Raw genomic sequence first — 17836 nt, 5'->3', positions numbered from 1 at the left:
AATAAAATGAAAAGCACCAGAGCTAGGACACAAGTCTGGTGGTTTTGGAGCTTACGCGATGGAAGACAAGACTTTCTTGCACATCAGCTTAAATCCTTTGGACCTATGCTATGGCGTTAAAGTCACTTTACTTCATATCCTAAAGCATGTAATGCCTTCTTCAATACACTATCGTTGTTTCCGTAACCGGAATGGGTCTGTTGGTGCCATGCCTCGAGCGGATGAAGCCATTCTACCCCACGAATTTCTTCGACCTGAGCATGTAGTGTTCCTCCTGTTGCCTCAACCAGGAAGTAGTGAACCTCCTTATCGACAAGACCGACACCTGACATTGTAAATTGATATTTAATCGTTTCAATGGGCTCCACAATCGCTCCGACAATACCCGTTTCTTCCAAAATCTCCCGAAGCGCCGTTTGCTCCACGGTTTCTCCAGGCTCCATTTTCCCTTTGGGAAGCGTGATCTTGCCATAGCGATCCTGAATCATCTGAACATGCGTTTCATTTCCTTCTTTACGAAAAACAACCCCTCCAGCAGATATTTCTTTCATGCGGCCCACCCTTTCCGTTTAGTTGAGAAAGAACAAGGATTTCACCCTATAACCAGAATGAAATCCTTGCTTATTACTGCTCTACACGATCAATACTCGCGGCATTTCAGGAAGACGCAGCAGCTGCCCACGGGATTCATTAACACCCGCCTCGGTCACTTTCACATTGCATACGCTGCCGATCCAATCTTCGCTTCCTTCAAATACCAACTGAATATAATTATCGGAGTAGCCCATGATAAGCCCGCTGTTCGCCTCACCTTTATGGGCGCGTTCCGGGATGACTTCAAGAACTTGCCCGACAAATTGCTTAGCATAAGCAAGCTGCATCCGTTCAGACAAATCAATCAACTCGTGTACACGGACATTTTTAATTTCTTCATCAATTTGATCCTCCATACGTGCTGCAGGAGTTCCTGTACGTTTGGAGTACGGGAATACATGCATTTCGGAGAACTGCATTTGCTCCATAAAGCGGTAGCCCTCACGGAACATTTCTTCCGTTTCTCCAGGGAAGCCGACGATGACGTCAGTCGTAATGGCGACTCCAGGCATTATCTTATGGATTCTTTCAATCTTGTTACCAAACTCAGCCGTCGTATACTTACGGCGCATTCTGGCTAGAACCGCATCATGACCGGCTTGAAGCGGAATGTGAAGGTGGCGGCACATTTTATCCGACCCTTGGAGCGCCTCCAACACTTCATCAGTGATTTGACTCGCTTCGATAGAGCTGATACGAATACGTTTGAGCCCGTCCACTTTATCTAAATCCCACAGCAGTTTGGCTAAACTGTAGTTCTCCATATCTTCTCCATACCCGCCCGTATGAATACCTGTCAGAACAATTTCTTGATAGCCTGCATCAACGAGCATATGCGCTTGCTTCAACACGCTTTCCGGCTCCCGGCTTCTCATCAGACCGCGAGACCAAGGGATAATACAGAATGTACAGAAGTTGTTACAGCCTTCCTGAATTTTCAGAAATGCCCTTGTACGATCTGCAAAATCAGGAACATCCAGCTCTTCGAACTGTCTGGTTTTCATGATATTACGAACTGCATTAATCGGTTTGCGCTCGTTCTCAAGCTGCTGAACATAAGGAATAATTTTATCCCGATCCTGTGTACCAATGACGAGATCCACACCGGGAATCGCCATAATCTCTGCAGGAGAGGTTTGAGCATAGCAGCCTGTGACAGCTATAATCGCTTCGGGGTTACGGCGAACCGCACGACGAATCATCTGCCTGCTCTTTTTATCGCCCGTATTGGTTACGGTACAAGTGTTGATAACATATACATCCGCTGTTGACTCAAAATCGACCTGTTCATAGCCTTCATGCTTGAACAGCTGCCAAATCGCTTCCGTATCGTAAAAATTAACTTTACAGCCTAACGTATGAAACGCAACTGTAGGCATCTTCGTTATCCTCCCATCTCACCGGTTTCGTACAAAATACATGTAAGACCAACCATTGCTGCCGTTTCCGTTCGCAATATACGTCTTCCCAAGCTAACAGAATGGCAGCCTGCCGCTTCTGCCGCTTTTACTTCCTGCTCAGTAAAACCGCCTTCAGGGCCAATGATCAGCATCAGCTTCAATCTTTGTCCCAATTCTCCGGTTGCTTCACTGTCAGACGAATCTATACGAAACGCTTTGCTTTTGGACAAAGCTTCTTGAATCTGTTTTCTTAGTGTTAATCCGGATTGCTTCTCATAGCAAATCCAAGCAGCATCCATTTGCGGGATCAGCTGTAAAAGCTGCTTCCAAGAATGGGGTGTCTCAACACCAGGTACTCGGTTACGATGAGCCTGCTCGGCAGCTTCTTTGGCAATCTTTTGCCAACGCTCAATTCGTTTTCCTTCTTTTTTAGCATCCAATTGGACTACTGTCCGCTCCGAAACAAACGGAACAAACCGATCTGCGCCGATCTCGGTTCCCTTTTGAATGACGAGCTCCATCTTGTCGCCCTTGGGCAAGCTCTGCGCTATCCAAACTTCAACCACCGGTTCTTGGGTCATCGGCAGCCATTCAACGATATCGGCTTCTACCCGATCCTTCTCCGGCTCTCTAAGTCTTACCAATGCCTCACGGCTCATTCCATCACTAACAATAACTTGATCTCCCGCTTTTGCACGCATGACGCGCCCCAAATGATGGGCATCGTCTCCGATGATCGCAACAGACGTGTCCGAAAAAAGCTCAGGAGCAATAAAGTAACGCTGCATGGTATTATCTACTTCCTCTTTCTCATGTCAACTGCTTAGGAATCAAATTTCATCATACAACTTTTTTTATGAAAAAGCCACCGTTTACAGCAATACCCAAGGGGGATCAGCACTAATCATTCTCCAGCTCCCCCTACAGATTATTTGCCGAAGATCATAAAAACAACTCGATTCATAGCATCAAGAATATCCCACTGCAGGGCGAATACGGGCCCAATCGTTACCCTCCGGATCGGTGGAATAAAGAACATTAACAGGATGGCATAAAACAGCCATTGCTCATAAGCCTTTATTTTCATCATGATGGAGGTCGGAAGCAAATCTTCAACGATCCTATAGCCATCCAAAGGAGGCAGCGGAAGCAAATTCAAAATAAACAGAAAAATATTTTGCAAAATCATTAAGTTAAAAAACAGCTTGACTGCCACGCTAACCCCATTGGACACATTGTCCAATGCATGGAACCTCATCAGCAAATAAAACACAATAAGACTGATAAATGCAAGAATAAGGTTGCTGACAGGTCCTGCTATCGAAACGATGATTCCCATGATACGGGGACTCTTGAATTTGGAACGGTTAACGAGTACGGGCTTAGCCCAGCCTATTCCAATAATGAGAAAAAAGATCATCCCGAGCCAATCCAGATGAACTCTCGGGTTTAACGTCAGCCGTCCCATGGAACGGGGAGTTGGATCCCCGAACCGGTCGGCAAAAAAGGCGTGAGCAAATTCATGTATCGTGAAGCCTATCAGCAGCACGATGAATACAAAGGGAAGCTGCTCCAGCGGAAACGGTAAAAATGAACTCAAATCCATTGCCTCCCAACTACAGCTTTCGAGCGATAATTACAACCCAATCTTGATCCTCATGGACCTCAGTGACTGTAAATCCTGCTTCAGCCAATCCTTTTTCAACGTCTTTCTGTTTGCTTTGGATAACTCCAGACACAACGTAAGTACCGCCTGGTGCCAGCACATCATAGACATCCTTCACAAACAGAAGAATAATTTCAGCCAATATATTGGCTACTACGACCTGTACCGGTACTTTCACGCCCAACGATACCTCAGAGCCCGCCACTTCGCTCTCTCTAAGAACACCGAGCAAGTCGGACAATTTAATCGTAATGTTGGACTCCAGCCCGTTCAATCTGGTGTTTTCCGTAGCGCTGGACACAGCTACCGGATCCAAATCTACAGCCAAAACATGCTTAGCCCCTAGCTTGGACGCTGCGATAGCAAGTACACCGGAGCCTGTGCCTACATCGATTACATCTTCTCCGCCTTGAATGACCTTCTCCAGCGTTTTAAGACACAAGGAAGTAGTAGCATGAGTACCTGTGCCGAAAGCCATTCCTGGGTCCAGCTCAATAATCAGCTCCTCAGGTCCTGGATTATATTCCTCCCAAGTTGGCTTGATCGTCAAACGTTCCGAAATGCGAAGAGGCTTGAAATATTGCTTCCAAGCATTGGCCCAATCCTCATCGTCCACTTCTTTAAGTTCATAAGTCGGGTTTCCTGTATCAACGTCAAACTCGGTTAACTGCTCGACAGAGCGCTTCAAAGATTCCATAATGGTATCCATTTCCGTATTATCGGAGAAATAACCTTTGATTATAGCACGGCCTTCTGGAATATCGTTAAGCGGCTTCTCGTACCATTGGCCAAGCGATGTGTCTCTCTCCTTGTTCAAGGTTCCTGATTCCTCTATGGAAACCCCGCCTGCTCCGAGCTCATGGATAAAATTCGAAATCATCTCAATTGCTTCTTCTGTCGTATGTACGGTAACTTCATGCCAACGCATGTCTAAATCCTCCCTAAACGTTCAACTAAGGCAATGCACATGATTCCCAGTATACAATAATTCTTGCAAACAAAAAAGCTTCCCGAATCAGGAAGCTTTTGACCTGCCTTATATTTTCCCTCCGGCTTCTGTAATGACGCGAAGAGCTTGCTCATAATAAGGCTCATTAACGACAACGGTTAGCAGGGTATCCATCCGATCCGTTCCGCTAAAATCTCCACCAAACACTTCTTCCATAGGCGCACTCATACCGCTTGCATCAACACTTGCCGCGGAGAGAATCCGCTCATCGATTCCTTGCCCTTCCGTTCCATAGGTCAAAAAGGAGAGTCCAGGGAAAGTCCCGGTTACCGGGTTCATGGACTCACTGACACCTGCTGCACCATTATGATGAATGGAGTCCACTGAAACATCGACTACTCGCAATGCTTTCAGCTTGGGTACAATCCGTTCGGCTTGATCGGGAGATTGGAAAAAGGCCAATATGCTTTTTTCAGTCACAATTAGTTCGCCTCCTGCAACCTAGGTCTCAAGATTGCTGTCTGGAATCTGCCTGCTCTGCACGTTCAAGAGCCTCCAGATCTTCTTCATCGGCAAATTCAGCATTATATTCAACATCCTCGTTCTTTGCTACAAGCAGCTTCTGATTTTGTTGATTCGATTGTTGTTTCTTAGGCATGAGTCACCAACACTCCTTTTTCTAAATAAGTTAAAAAACCTCCTCCTATTGTCCGCAAAACCGATGTTAATATTCAAAATAAAATAACCCCACAAAGTGAAGTCTTTAGCTTCGAAGTGAATTCAGGTACTTTGCGGGGAGCCCCTTAACTTAAATTATTTTTAAAAAAACACACTGCGGGTTTCCCTGCAGTGTGTCCTTCCCTTTAGTCCCCTAAAAACGCTTTTTTCATGCGCTCAAAGATGGATTGCTGCTGTTCATGAGTGTTTTCTCCGCTGAGGCGGGAAAATTCTCGCAGCAGTTCTTTTTGCTCGTCATTCATATTCGTCGGCGTGACGACAACGACCTTCACGTGCTGATCCCCTTGACCGTAACCTCTTAAACGAGGTACGCCTTTGCCTTTCAAGCGGAAGTACGTATCGGTTTGTGTCCCGGCCGGAATTTTCAGCTTAACCTTCTCAGTTAGTGTAGGAATCTCAATCTCGTCACCAAGCGCAGCTTGCGCAAAGGTCAGAGGGATTTCGCAATAAATATCGTCGCCTTCACGCTCGAAGAAATCATGCGACTTCACGCGAATGACAACGTATAAATCACCGGCTGGACCTCCGCGGGTACCCGATTCGCCTTCACCGGAAACACGAAGCTGAGCTCCGTCATCAACGCCCGCAGGAATATTAAGATGAATAGTGCGCTGTTTTTTCACTTTTCCGGATCCGTGACAAGTGCCGCATTTTTCCTTGATCGTTACGCCCTGGCCTCCGCAGGCCGAACATACCCGGCGATTGACGATCCGGCCAAAAGCCGTATTCTGAATGACTTCCTGCTGACCGCTGCCTTTACACACGGTACAAGTTTCAGGCTTCGTTCCAGGTTTCGCACCATTACCATGACAGGTCTCGCAAGTTTCCGTGCGCGGAATATGAATGTCCGTTTCTTTGCCAAACACCGCTTCTTTAAATTCGATAGTTAGCGTGTACTGCAAATCGTTGCCTCTTTGAGGTGCATTCGGGTTGCGACGTTGACCGTTGCCACCAAAAAACATATCGAACAAATCGCCAAAGCCACCAAAATCGGCACCGCCGGCGCCGCCCATTCCCTGATTCGGATCGACGTGACCAAATCGGTCATATTGCGCTTTTTTCTGGTCATCACTTAGAACGTCATAAGCTTCCTTCGCTTCCTTAAACTTTTGTTCAGCATCTGGAGCTTTGTTAACGTCTGGATGGAATTGCCGGGCCATTTGGCGATAAGCCTTTTTAATTTCATCTTGCGAAGCTTCCTTGCCTACCCCAAGTACCTCGTAAAAATCGCGTTTGCTCATTGTTCCACTCCCATTCTTAAAGCCATGAGAAAACGTCTAACGACGTATCCCACGATGAACGACCTAAAGTTTTGCTATAGCAAAAATCGCTTCATAAGCAAGTAGGTTTTATCGCCAATAGCCAAATTCCTATTCTACATAGGGAAAGTCAAAGCCGACAGGCGGCTTTGACCGTTCCATACACTATAGGGTATAACTACCGGGAAATTAACCTTGCTTTTTATCGTCGACAACTTCGAAATCAGCGTCTACGACGTTGTCTTTCTTCGATGCGCCTTCAGAGCCAGCGGCTCCAGCATCACCAGCTTGTGCTTGTTGAGCTTGCTCATACAATTTTACGGAAAGCTGCTGAACCACTTCAGTCAATTCTTCTGTAGCGGCTTTGATTTCTTCCAAGTTGTCGCCTTCCAAAACTTTTTTGACTTTCTCTTTAGCAGCATTTGCTTTATCGATTTCAGCTTGGTCCACTTTATCTCCAAGATCTTTAATCGTTTTATCTACAGAGTATACCAGCTGATCGGCATTGTTGCGAGCCTCTACCAAATCTTTACGATTACGGTCTTCATCCGCATGGGACTCAGCATCTTTCATCATGCGATCGATTTCTTCATCGGACAAACCGCTGGAGGAAGTGATCGTAATTTTTTGGCTTTTGCCTGTGCCTTTATCCGTCGCGTTTACGTTAACGATTCCGTTCGCATCAATATCGAAGGTAACTTCGACTTGTGGAATACCGCGTGGAGCCGGCGGAATGTCGCCAAGGATAAAGCGTCCCAATGTTTTATTATCGTTAGCCATTGCGCGCTCACCTTGAAGCACGTGAATTTCTACGCTTGGCTGGTTGTCAGCATAAGTAGTAAATACTTGGGATTTTGTTGTAGGGATCGTTGTATTGCGGTCGATCATTTTAGTGAACACGCCGCCAGCTGTTTCGATACCCAGGGACAATGGAGTTACGTCCAAAAGAACGACATCTTTTACATCGCCAGTCAATACGCCTGCTTGAACAGCTGCACCAAGTGCTACAACTTCATCAGGGTTAACGCCTTTATGCGGATCTTTGCCGATCAAACGTTTAACCGCTTCTTGAACAGCAGGAATACGTGTGGAACCACCGACAAGAACAACTCTGTCGATTTGGCTTGCGGACAAGCCAGCATCGCTAAGTGCTTGGCGTGCAGGTCCCATGGTTCTTTCAACAAGCGCAGCAGAGATTTCCTCGAATTTAGCACGAGTCAGGTTTAATTCCAAGTGCTGAGGAACTCCATCTACTACCGTAATAAACGGTAGGGAAACTGTCGTAGTCAATACACCGGAAAGTTCTTTCTTAGCTTTTTCAGCAGCGTCTTTCAAACGTTGAACAGCCGCTTTATCTTTGCTAAGGTCGATGCCTTGCTCTTTTTTGAATTCAGCTACCAAATAGTCGATGATAACTTGGTCAAAGTCATCGCCGCCCAGACGGTTGTCACCGCTCGTAGCTTTAACTTCAAAGAAACCGTCGCCCAGCTCAAGAATGGATACGTCAAAGGTACCTCCGCCCAAGTCATAAACCAGGATGGTTTGGTCTTCGGATTTCTCCATACCGTATGCCAAAGCAGCTGCCGTTGGCTCGTTGACAATACGCAGAACTTCAAGACCAGCGATTTTACCCGCATCTTTCGTTGCTTGACGCTGGCTGTCGTTGAAGTAAGCAGGAACCGTAATAACGGCTTGAGTTACAGTCGTTCCAAGATATGCTTCTGCATCAGCTTTCAGCTTCTGCAAAATCATAGCGGAAATTTCTTGAGGCGTATATTCAGTGCCATCAATGTTTTCTTTATGGTTTGTACCCATGTGACGTTTGATGGAAATAACTGTACGGTCTGGATTCGTGATCGCTTGACGTTTAGCTGTCTCACCGATTACACGCTCTCCGTCTTTCTTGAAGCCTACTACGGAAGGAGTTGTACGGTTACCTTCCGGATTTGGGATAACAACCGCTTCTCCGCCTTCCATTACGGCTACACAAGAGTTCGTTGTTCCTAAGTCAATACCGATAACTTTACTCATGTTGGATTAAACCTCCTTTAAATTTACAAACAATCGCTTGAAGCGTTTATGTTATTGATGGATGTCATGATAGATGACGATGAAAAATGCTGATTGAACTAGGAGCTTACTTTCACCATTGCAGGACGCAGCACTTTATCTTTGAGCATGTAACCTTTTTGCACTTCTTCCACAACGATGCCTTCCTCGTACTCATCAGACTCCACTTGCATGATCGCTTGATGGAACTCTGGATTAAACGGTTGCCCTACAGCATCCATTGCTTTCAAGCCCTCATTGGCAAGAGCTTGATCCAATTGGCGGAAAATCATCTCGACGCCCTTCAACAGCGCATCGTAATCATTGCTGTCTTTACTAGCGGCCAAAGCTCTCTCGAAGTTATCCACTACCGGGAGAAGCTGCTCAACCACCTTCAAGGACGCATACTTAGCGAATTCCTCTTTTTCTTGACGCGTACGTCTTCTGAAGTTATCGAAATCCGCTTGTGCGCGAATGGAGCGCTGGTAATGCTCTTCTGCTAGCTGACGAAGCTGCTCCAGCTCACCATCCTGCTCGCTTGCCGTTTCCTGCTGTTGGTTTGCTGCAGTATCGGCATCTTCGTTATATGTAGCGTCAACCTCTGGCCCGTTGTCCGCTTGGTTTTCGAATTGGTTTTTTTGTTCCGTACTCAATATCTGTCACCTCCTTGATCCGAATCCGATAGTAATGTTCCTATTTATTTATTTTAACCAGACCATCCCAGATGTAAGCAAGCATAGTTGACCGAACTGAGGGTGACCGGATAAAAGCGCGTTATTCCTCCGTACGAGGCTGCTTCATCTTAATCACTGTGTGAATGCGAAGTACGGCGGCTGCCACCTCGCCTGCTGCCTGCAAGGCATGCAGCTTCACGTGAGCAGGGTCGACAACGCCCTGCTCCAGCATGTCGATTACCGCGCCGGTATCACAATCGATACCAAGCGCATCAGAGCCCGCATTAATTTGCGCGGCCTTCACTTCTTCCACCTTCTCAAGCGGGTTGTAGCCCGCGTTGACGACGATTTGCGCAAGTGGCTTGCGCAGCGCCTGTGCAACGGCGGCTACGCCGAAGCCCTCCATGCCCTGGATCGTCTCTCTCAGACGATCCAGCTCGTAGGCGGCAGCCATCTCGGCTGCACCTCCACCGGGCAAGCACCCGCCGCGCAGAGCAGCCTGTACAGCCGAGGCTGCATCTTTTGCGATGCGCAGCCGCTCGCCAACAACCTCGCTCGTGCTTGCGCCAACGACGATGGTCACCTGCGTCCGGCCTTTGCCTTCCGCCATGCGTACGCACTCTAGACGCTCGTCGTATGAAACTCGTCCGGCGAAGCCAAGATAACCTGCGAGCTCCGAGGAAGGCTTGCGAAGCCCGCTGCGGCGAATAGGGCGAGCTCCTGTGTATTCGCAGACAAGTCGGAGATCAGAGCGCGGCACTCGCTGTACGACCATGATTCCGTGATCGGTACAAAACTGCTCCGCCTCTGCATTCACTCCTCGATCCGCAATGATCAGCCCCACTTGCAGCTCGACGAGCTTCTCGAGCGACTTGCGGAACTGTTCCTTCAGCTGCATTTGCTTCTGAAAGCCTGCCTCAGTCATGAGTGCTTCCTCATCGATCGTCTCCGGTTCGAAAGCATCCTGAAAAACAAGCACAGAAGCTGCATCTGGCGGAAAATCCAGCTGCGAGTTGATAGGCTTCTTCTGAATCAGAAGTCCGGGCCACACTTCACTTACAGCACGGCTGTGCGAAATAACCACATCTGCAAATCGGAAGTTTTCCTCCTGCAGTTTATGCACTCCTAATCGCCGAGCTCCTTCGAGTACTAGCTCCGCCAAATCGGAATGCTCACGCCCCGCTATATATCCTATACGATATAGAAGCGGATCTTTTAAGCCTTCAATACGCCGGCTTCGCTTGGCAAGCGAAGCCAGAGCCGCAGCAACCCCCTGCTGAATCCCCCTTACGACTTTGGCTACAGGAACTCCGCGTGTAACCTGAGCTACCCCTTCAGCTACCAGAGCTCCCGCCAATACGGTAGCTGTAGTTGTTCCGTCGCCTACCTGCTGCTGCTGCGAGCGGGCTACTTGGATAAGCAGGCGTGCAGCTGGATGGGTAACGTCCATTTTTTCCAAAATGGTCACACCGTCATTCGTAATAATGACTTCACCCTGTCCGCCGACCAGCATCGTGTCCAGACCCTTAGGCCCGAGAGTACCTTCAACAGCCGAACAAATTGCACGGATAGCTCCGGCATTATTCAACAGTGTTGCATACGTATCATCGCTTTCATGCGTGACAGGCTTGATTTGGCTCATTTATACCATCGCTCCAGCATCAACGTCATATCTTTTGACAAGTGGTCCAGCAAATTAATCACTTTACCGTAATCCATCCGTGTGGGTCCCAGAATACCGACGGTTCCAAGATGCTTGCCGCCAAACGAATAAGAGGCAGTTATAAGACTGCAATCGTTGATTGCTGCTACCGAATTCTCACTGCCGATCTTAACTTGTATGCCTGATGGCGTTCCCGTTATCAGCTTGGCAAGAATTGGCGTCTCTGCGAGCAAATCAAGAATGTTCTTAACCTTCTCCATATCTTGAAACTCTGGCTGCGTCAGCATGTTAGTCGTTCCACCCAAGAAAATTCGATTTTCTTCGTCCGGATCGACGATGTTATTGAGCATTGACATCAGTTCTTCATAGCCGCTTACGTAGCTGCGCATCTCCTCGCCGATTTCGCTGAACAGCTTGGATTTAAAATGAAGCAGCGGCACATTCTGAAGTCTGGCGTTGAGTAAATTGACGAACTTCTCGATTTCTGAGACAGGAATTCCTTCCGGAATCGTTACCGTTTTGTTCTCGACATGCCCCGTATTCGTTACGATAATGGCAACAGCGGTACGCTCATTCAACGGCACGATCTGCAAATGACGCAGCGTCGTGCTGAACATTTCCGGTCCCATGACAATGGATGTATAGTTTGTGAGATTGGACAACATCATTGCAACGTGCTGAATGACTTGCTCCATCTCCTGCATTTTCTCTGAAAAAAAAGATTTAAGAGCCTCGACCTCATGCTCCGCTAAACTGCCGAAAGTGACAAGATGATCGACATAATAACGGTAGCCTTTGTGTGATGGGATACGCCCTGCGGACGTGTGCGGCTGTTCCAAGAACCCCATCTCTTCCAAGTCGGACATTTCGTTACGAATGGTGGCAGGGCTGAATCCCACATTTCCGCGTTTGGATATACTGCGGGAACCTACAGGCTCTGCTGAACGAATATAATCATCTACGATAGCACTCAAAATATGTCGTTGGCGTTCGGTCAACATGTTCAACCCTCCCAAAATATTTCAATAATAGTTGTTTGAATAATAAGACTCTTCTTCAACTACCTTTTTATTTCTTCGTCGTTAGCACTCCGAACTGTTGAGTGCTAAATCATAATACAAAAATAACAGACCCGAAGGTCTGTGTCAAGTCAATCCAACCGCTTCAAAACGGCTATTTCGTCGCAGCATTGCTGCTTTTTACAGTGAATACAGTCGCGCCATACCTTCTCAGGAAAAATCTCTTTTTGAACAACGGTGAAGCCATTTTTCTCAAAGAAAGCTACTTCGTAGGTTAATGCCATTACTTTTGGTATTTCCTGCCGTTTTGCTTCCTCTACTAATGAATCAATAAGTGATCTTCCGATTCCTTGCCCTTTGTAACCGCCCGTTACCCCTAGTGAACGAATCTCAACAAGATCCTGACCTAACCGCGTTAAAGAACCGCAGCCGACCAATCGGTCTTCTATAACAGCCACGACAAAGGTATCCAACTGCTCCCTCAATATCTCCTTTGATCGGGGCAGCATGATCCCTTGCTCTGCATATCCTTGTATAATTTCATATAAAGTATCAATATCCTCTTCTGTTGCTTTTCTGCATGTGACTGCCATAGAAAACCCACCATTCATAGTAAAAATTCGATATGAATAAATATACAACAGGACGTATAAAAAATTCAATAAGAAAAATGCTCAACCTTGTAAATTTCAGGAACCCAGCACAATAAGAAAAACCCGGCAGAAGCCAGGTTCGTTCCATACGATTATTCACTTAAAAATGCGCCGAACACCTCATTGCCAAGCAGCACTCCTTGAGCAGATAAGCGGTAGCCGCTATCTGTGATCTCTAGCAGCTGCTGTCCCAGAAGCTTGTTTAGTTCCGTTCCAAACACCGACTCCAGTTCACGCCCAAACTGCTTATTGAAGTCCGCCCTGTCTACACCGCGCAAGAGACGCAATCCGACCATCATGAAATCTTCCATAGCATCCTGCTCGGAGATTTCATGCTTTTCAAGAATAGGCAGTCCCTGACGGGTAGCATCGATATAGGGCTGAACGCCCTTGATATTGATATGGCGGATACCATAGGTATAGCCATGCGCACCTGCACCGATCCCGTAATAGCTGCGGTTCAGCCAGTACATACTGTTATGACGGCTTTCGAAGCCCGATTTAGCGAAGTTGCTAATCTCATACTGCGAATATCCCGCATTCTTCAGTCGCTCCATTATAAGCAGAAACATATTCAGCTCTTCGTCTTCCTCCGGCAGAGGAAGCTGGTTTTTCTGGTACAGCGTATGGAACAGCGTGTTCTCTTCCACTTTCAAGCTGTAAATGGAGTAATGAGGCAAATTTAACGCTAATGCCTTGTCTATTGTATCGTTCATGATAGCTACCGTCTGCTTGGGAAGCCCGAACATTAAATCGATGGACATATTAGTAAAGCCAACTTTACGGGCATTCTCCAGACTACGATACACATCATCCGTATTATGAATCCTACCGATTCCCTCCAGAAGGGCATTGTCAAAGGACTGCACGCCGAAGCTGATTCGGTTAACGCCCCCCTCTTTCATAGCCTGCAGCTTCTCTAAGTCCGTTGTTCCCGGATTGGCTTCCATCGAAAATTCGATGTTTGGCGATTGGTTAGGAAAGTACGTCCTGACTCTTTTCAAAAAGCTCTCCATCTGGTCTGGCAGCAATACGGTCGGAGTTCCTCCGCCTACAAAGATCGTTTCAATCTCTCCTGGCGGCACCGCAGCAACCGTCTGTTCCATCTCACGCTCCAGCGCGTCCAAATAATCCATCACTGGCTGACCCTTTAACACAAACGAATTAAAATCGCAGTAATGGCATTTGTTCGTGCAAAAAGGGATGTGGATATAAACAGCCTGAGGCGTTTCTTGCCGTTGGTACATCATTCAAGTTCCTCCTTCCCCTTCTAATGGAAAAGCAGATGCGCTTGCTCGGCGCACCTGCCTCCTTAAGTTCTACTCGTCTATTCTTAAAACGGCCATGAACGCTTCTTGCGGAACCTCAACGCTTCCGACCTGCTTCATCCGTTTTTTACCTTCCTTCTGCTTCTCCAACAGCTTCCGTTTCCGTGAAATATCGCCGCCGTAACATTTGGCCAATACGTTTTTGCGCATCGCTTTAACCGTTTCACGGGAAATGATTTTTTTGTCCGATCGCGGCCTGAATAGGCACCTCGAACATTTGACGCGGAATGAGATCCTTCAGCTTTTCGCAAATAATGCGCCCACGATTGAATGCACGGTCACGGTGAACGATGAACGACAGTGCGTCCACTTGCTCCCCGTTCAGCAAGATATCCATTTTGACGAGATTGGATCTTCTGTAACCCGACAGCTCGTAATCAAAGGAGGCATAGCCTTTCGTGCTTGACTTCAATTGATCAAAGAAATCATAGACAATTTCGGCCAATGGAATCTGGTACGTTAGCGTAACACGGGTTGTGTCCAAATATTCCATGTTTACGAACTCGCCGCGCTTGCCTTGGCAAAGCTCCATAATCGCCCCAACATAGTCGTTAGGCACGATAACCGCCGCTTTGACATAAGGCTCCTCGACAAAGTCGATCTTGCCCACCTCAGGGAACAAGGATGGATTCTCGATGGTCATAACTTCGCCGTTCGTCTGGGTAACTTTGAACACAACGCTTGGTGCCGTCGTAATAAGCGGAATATTGAACTCACGCTCAATCCGTTCCTGGATAACGTCCATGTGCAGCAATCCAAGGAAGCCGCAGCGGAAACCAAATCCGAGAGCCGTCGATGTTTCTGGCTCAAAGCTTAATGACGCATCGTTGAGCTGCAGTTTTTCCAGCGCTTCACGCAAATCGTTGTAGTCACTGGTCTCGATCGGATACAAACCGCAGAATACCATCGGGTTAATCTTACGGTAACCTGGCAGTGCTTCGAGTGCCGGATTTTTAGCATCGGTCACCGTATCCCCGACACGCGTGTCACCAACATTTTTAATACCAGCTACTATAAAGCCTACATCCCCGATATCCAATGAATCCACAATGGACATGCGCGGCTTAAACGCACCTACCTCAATAACTTCAAACACTTTTTCCGTTGCCATAAACTTGATTTTGGAGCCTGCGCGGATCGAGCCGTCAATAACCCTAACGTACACGATAACCCCTTTGTAAGGATCATAGTGCGAGTCGAAAATAAGAGCCTTCAAGGGCTCGTCAGGACTTCCCGTAGGTGCAGGGACACGCTGTACGACCTGCTCCAATATTTCCTTGATACCTATACCGGCTTTAGCCGAAGCCAGAACCGCATCGCTTGCATCAAGTCCAATAACATCTTCGACTTCCTGCTTCACCCGCTCGGGATCCGCACTCGGCAAGTCGATTTTATTAATGACCGGCAAAATCTCCAAATTGTTATCCAGCGCCAGATATACGTTAGCCAGTGTTTGCGCCTCAATCCCTTGAGCTGCATCCACGACTAACAATGCGCCTTCACAGGCTGCCAAGCTTCGTGACACTTCATAAGTGAAATCGACGTGTCCCGGTGTATCGATCAAATTTAAAATATATTCTTCTCCGTCATCCGCACGATAGTTTAAACGTACGGCCTGCAGCTTAATCGTAATGCCCCGCTCCCGCTCCAGATCCATTTGGTCCAGGACCTGCTCCTGCATCTCACGCGAGGAGAGAGCTCCAGTGAACTCCAAAATCCGATCGGCCAAAGTCGACTTACCATGGTCGATATGGGCAATAATCGAAAAGTTTCTTATCTTCTTCTGTCTTGCTTGAATATCCATCTGCGGAGACCCTCACTAACCTACAAATTTACAATACCTCTAATTATAGCAGTTGTGAGGGTGCGCAGCAATGGATGCTTGACGGAAAGCTTTTTCAGGTAATGGTATCGAACAGAGCGACAAACAACTTGATCGTATGAAAGGCCAGGATTTGCAGCAGCTCGCCTATTTTATTACCTAGTCGGTTGATACCCGATGCTTTGGAAATTTCAGCTCTAGGTTCGGGAGGCTCCACCTGTTCCTTCGTCTTTTCTTCTTTAGCTGCATTAGAAGGGGCTGGCGGCTTTGGAGTTGGAGCGTTCATTTTCGTTTCCTGTTGTTTGGAGGCGGGCTGCCAAGGTTTTACGATTGCTGTGTCCGATGCTACAGGACCTTGGATTCTCTCAACACCACGAGTCGCCAAATCCACTCCAAAAAATATACAGAATCCGATTCCAAGAACGACAAGAAGCAGTCTGACATAAAACTTTCTCATTGTTTCCGCCCCCGTTGGCCCGTTCGTCCACTAATTTTTCTTAGCTTCCTTAGCATCGTTCTGTACTCCACCATCCACTTTTTGTACGTTCAGCACGACTTCAGTAATGGCTTGAGCCAATACATCCGCTGTCCGGTAGCATTCTTCAAGAGAGTTATCCACACCACCCACTTCGATAAGTATGCTATTCGGTGAGAAGTTCTGATTGTAGACACCGTTGCCCTCTGCCGCTTTGGCGAACATCCCCTTGGATAAACCCGGATATTTAGCTTCTAGCACTTGATGGATTTGGGAGGCGAACTGTTCATTTTCTTTCCAGTCCGGATTTTTGCCCCCAATGATGAAATACAACTGCGCGTAGTCTTTTCCGTTAAATGTTGCCGTCGTTTTTTCACGCCGCTGCGAGTCTCTATGAATATCAAAATAAAATTTCAAATCCGGGTGAGAGGTGCTTGCCTCCTGCAGCGTTTTTAGCGAGTATTTGTAAGAATACGGATAATAAAACTTTTTCTCTATCGCTGGATAGTTGAGGTCGGAATGAACCGCTCCAATGCCGTCCTGCTCCAGCTTCTGGGCAAGTCTCAAGCCTACCAGCGTTACGTTCTTCTTGGAGTCATAGGCTTTATCAGGATCAGTAACTCCGGGAAGCTCCGGCAAATAGGACTCGGTATTATGCGTTTGATAGATAAAGGCAACATTTTTCCCGGCCATCTTCGGGGGCTGCGCAGCAGGGGCTGGTACAGCTGGTCCGACAACGGCATCCCCGTCTTTGGGAGCTGTAGGATTCGCAGTAATAGAACCTTCAGCGCCTTCTCCACTTTTCGGAAGCGCGTCGGCTTTGGGGCTGTAATCCTCCGGACCATCATCGCCCGTGGTGCTGCTTTTGCGTAGAACGACCGAACGATCCTCGGTCAGCCCCGGCATTTCTCTGGCAATGAACGTCTTCGGATCCTTAAAATTAAGATCAGTGACCAATGAGAATAAAAACCCGGAAACATTAGCTTGGGAAAAGGTGAACGATTGCCTGTCTTTCTGCAAATGAGGCATTTCCATCCCCAGCATGTCCATAAAGAAACGGCTCGATACGGCTGCTGCCAGCCCTTTCATTGAAGTAGATGGTGTCGTGCTGCTCCACTTAGACTGTGCATATCCTAGCAATCCTAGTGCTATGAAAAAAAACAGGCAGCCTGCAACCAAAACACTTATGATGCGGAAATACACACCCAGGTCTTGTCCCGCTTTGCGATATTTGTTCAGATTCACCGTTACTGCCGTCCATTTCAATGGGGTTCCCTCCTCAGAGTTTTCCGTAGGAAAACTTTCTTCGTAAGCGTTGCTAAGCTTTCCTTTAGGAAAGCTGTCTTCGTAAGCGTTGCTGAGCTTTCCGTAGGAAAGCTTTCTAGTAACCTAGCACACGACAATCTCTTGTCACCCAACCTCTAATTCAAATCTATGAGTGTTTGCTAGAAGATAGAACTACAACTTCATAGTCATGATTCTCCCAGTTACTAGGAACGCTAAAGACGAAAAAAACGCCAAGCTTCAGCCGCTATATTAGCAGCCTT

Annotated in this window: 16 protein-coding genes and 1 pseudogene; all 17 read right to left on the bottom strand. The window is 47.3% G+C overall.

The annotated features are described in order from the left end of the window. Positions 1–122 precede the first annotated feature (122 nt). Positions 123–551, bottom strand: a complete 429-nt coding sequence (locus QMA13_RS11220; protein WP_282941450.1) for an NUDIX hydrolase — start codon at positions 549–551, stop codon at positions 123–125. An 81-nt stretch (positions 552–632) separates the two neighbouring features. After that, positions 633–1973 carry a tRNA (N(6)-L-threonylcarbamoyladenosine(37)-C(2))-methylthiotransferase MtaB gene (mtaB, locus tag QMA13_RS11215; protein WP_282941449.1) on the bottom strand — a complete coding sequence of 447 codons (1341 nt, stop codon included), beginning with the start codon at positions 1971–1973 and terminating at the stop codon, positions 633–635. A gap of 5 nt (positions 1974–1978) precedes the next feature. Then, positions 1979–2782 carry a 16S rRNA (uracil(1498)-N(3))-methyltransferase gene (locus QMA13_RS11210; protein WP_282941448.1) on the bottom strand — a complete coding sequence of 268 codons (804 nt, stop codon included), beginning with the start codon at positions 2780–2782 and terminating at the stop codon, positions 1979–1981. A gap of 140 nt (positions 2783–2922) precedes the next feature. Then, positions 2923–3600, bottom strand: a complete 678-nt coding sequence (locus QMA13_RS11205; RefSeq protein ID WP_282941447.1) for a site-2 protease family protein — start codon at positions 3598–3600, stop codon at positions 2923–2925. 10 nt (positions 3601–3610) lie between these two features. Then, positions 3611–4588, bottom strand: a complete 978-nt coding sequence (gene prmA, locus QMA13_RS11200; protein ID WP_282941446.1) for a 50S ribosomal protein L11 methyltransferase — start codon at positions 4586–4588, stop codon at positions 3611–3613. Positions 4589–4696: 108 nt separating this feature from the next. Then, complete coding sequence (locus QMA13_RS11195; RefSeq protein ID WP_282941445.1) at positions 4697–5089, bottom strand: hypothetical protein; 393 nt, start codon at positions 5087–5089, stop codon at positions 4697–4699. Positions 5090–5117: 28 nt separating this feature from the next. Next, positions 5118–5267 (bottom strand): YfhD family protein, encoded by a 150-nt coding sequence (locus QMA13_RS11190; protein WP_282941444.1) that lies wholly within the window; start codon positions 5265–5267, stop codon positions 5118–5120. 205 nt (positions 5268–5472) lie between these two features. After that, positions 5473–6588 (bottom strand): molecular chaperone DnaJ, encoded by a 1116-nt coding sequence (gene dnaJ / locus QMA13_RS11185; RefSeq protein WP_282941443.1) that lies wholly within the window; start codon positions 6586–6588, stop codon positions 5473–5475. A 207-nt stretch (positions 6589–6795) separates the two neighbouring features. After that, on the bottom strand, positions 6796–8637 hold the full coding sequence (dnaK, locus tag QMA13_RS11180; protein ID WP_282941442.1) for a molecular chaperone DnaK: 1842 nt from the start codon (positions 8635–8637) through the stop codon (positions 6796–6798). A 98-nt stretch (positions 8638–8735) separates the two neighbouring features. Then, positions 8736–9308, bottom strand: coding sequence for a nucleotide exchange factor GrpE (gene grpE / locus QMA13_RS11175; protein WP_282941441.1), 573 nt, complete (start codon positions 9306–9308; stop codon positions 8736–8738). A gap of 121 nt (positions 9309–9429) precedes the next feature. Continuing rightward, positions 9430–10971 carry a TCP-1/cpn60 chaperonin family protein gene (locus QMA13_RS11170; protein WP_282941440.1) on the bottom strand — a complete coding sequence of 514 codons (1542 nt, stop codon included), beginning with the start codon at positions 10969–10971 and terminating at the stop codon, positions 9430–9432. After that, the gene (gene hrcA / locus QMA13_RS11165) at positions 10968–11993 is read right to left on the bottom strand and encodes a heat-inducible transcriptional repressor HrcA (RefSeq protein WP_282941439.1); all 1026 of its coding nucleotides are present in this window, start codon (positions 11991–11993) and stop codon (positions 10968–10970) included. Before hrcA ends, QMA13_RS11170 begins: the two co-directional genes overlap by 4 nt. Positions 11994–12142: 149 nt before the next feature. Beyond that, positions 12143–12604: an N-acetyltransferase gene (locus QMA13_RS11160; RefSeq protein ID WP_282941438.1), complete on the bottom strand. Its 462-nt coding sequence runs from the start codon at positions 12602–12604 to the stop codon at positions 12143–12145. 152 nt (positions 12605–12756) lie between these two features. Next, positions 12757–13911 carry a radical SAM family heme chaperone HemW gene (hemW, locus tag QMA13_RS11155; RefSeq protein ID WP_282943373.1) on the bottom strand — a complete coding sequence of 385 codons (1155 nt, stop codon included), beginning with the start codon at positions 13909–13911 and terminating at the stop codon, positions 12757–12759. Positions 13912–13983: 72 nt separating this feature from the next. Next, positions 13984–15796: pseudogene (lepA, locus tag QMA13_RS11150) on the bottom strand (translation elongation factor 4). A gap of 94 nt (positions 15797–15890) precedes the next feature. Continuing rightward, complete coding sequence (locus tag QMA13_RS11145; RefSeq protein ID WP_282941437.1) at positions 15891–16271, bottom strand: DUF3679 domain-containing protein; 381 nt, start codon at positions 16269–16271, stop codon at positions 15891–15893. 30 nt (positions 16272–16301) lie between these two features. After that, positions 16302–17555 carry a stage II sporulation protein P gene (gene spoIIP, locus QMA13_RS11140; RefSeq protein ID WP_282941436.1) on the bottom strand — a complete coding sequence of 418 codons (1254 nt, stop codon included), beginning with the start codon at positions 17553–17555 and terminating at the stop codon, positions 16302–16304. Between the last annotated feature and the right edge of the window lie 281 nt (positions 17556–17836).

The sequence above is a fragment of the Paenibacillus sp. RC67 genome, from assembly GCF_030020805.1.
In the GTDB taxonomy this organism is placed as follows: Bacteria; Bacillota; Bacilli; order Paenibacillales; family NBRC-103111; genus Paenibacillus_S.
This window is presented reverse-complemented; position numbering and strand designations above follow the sequence as displayed.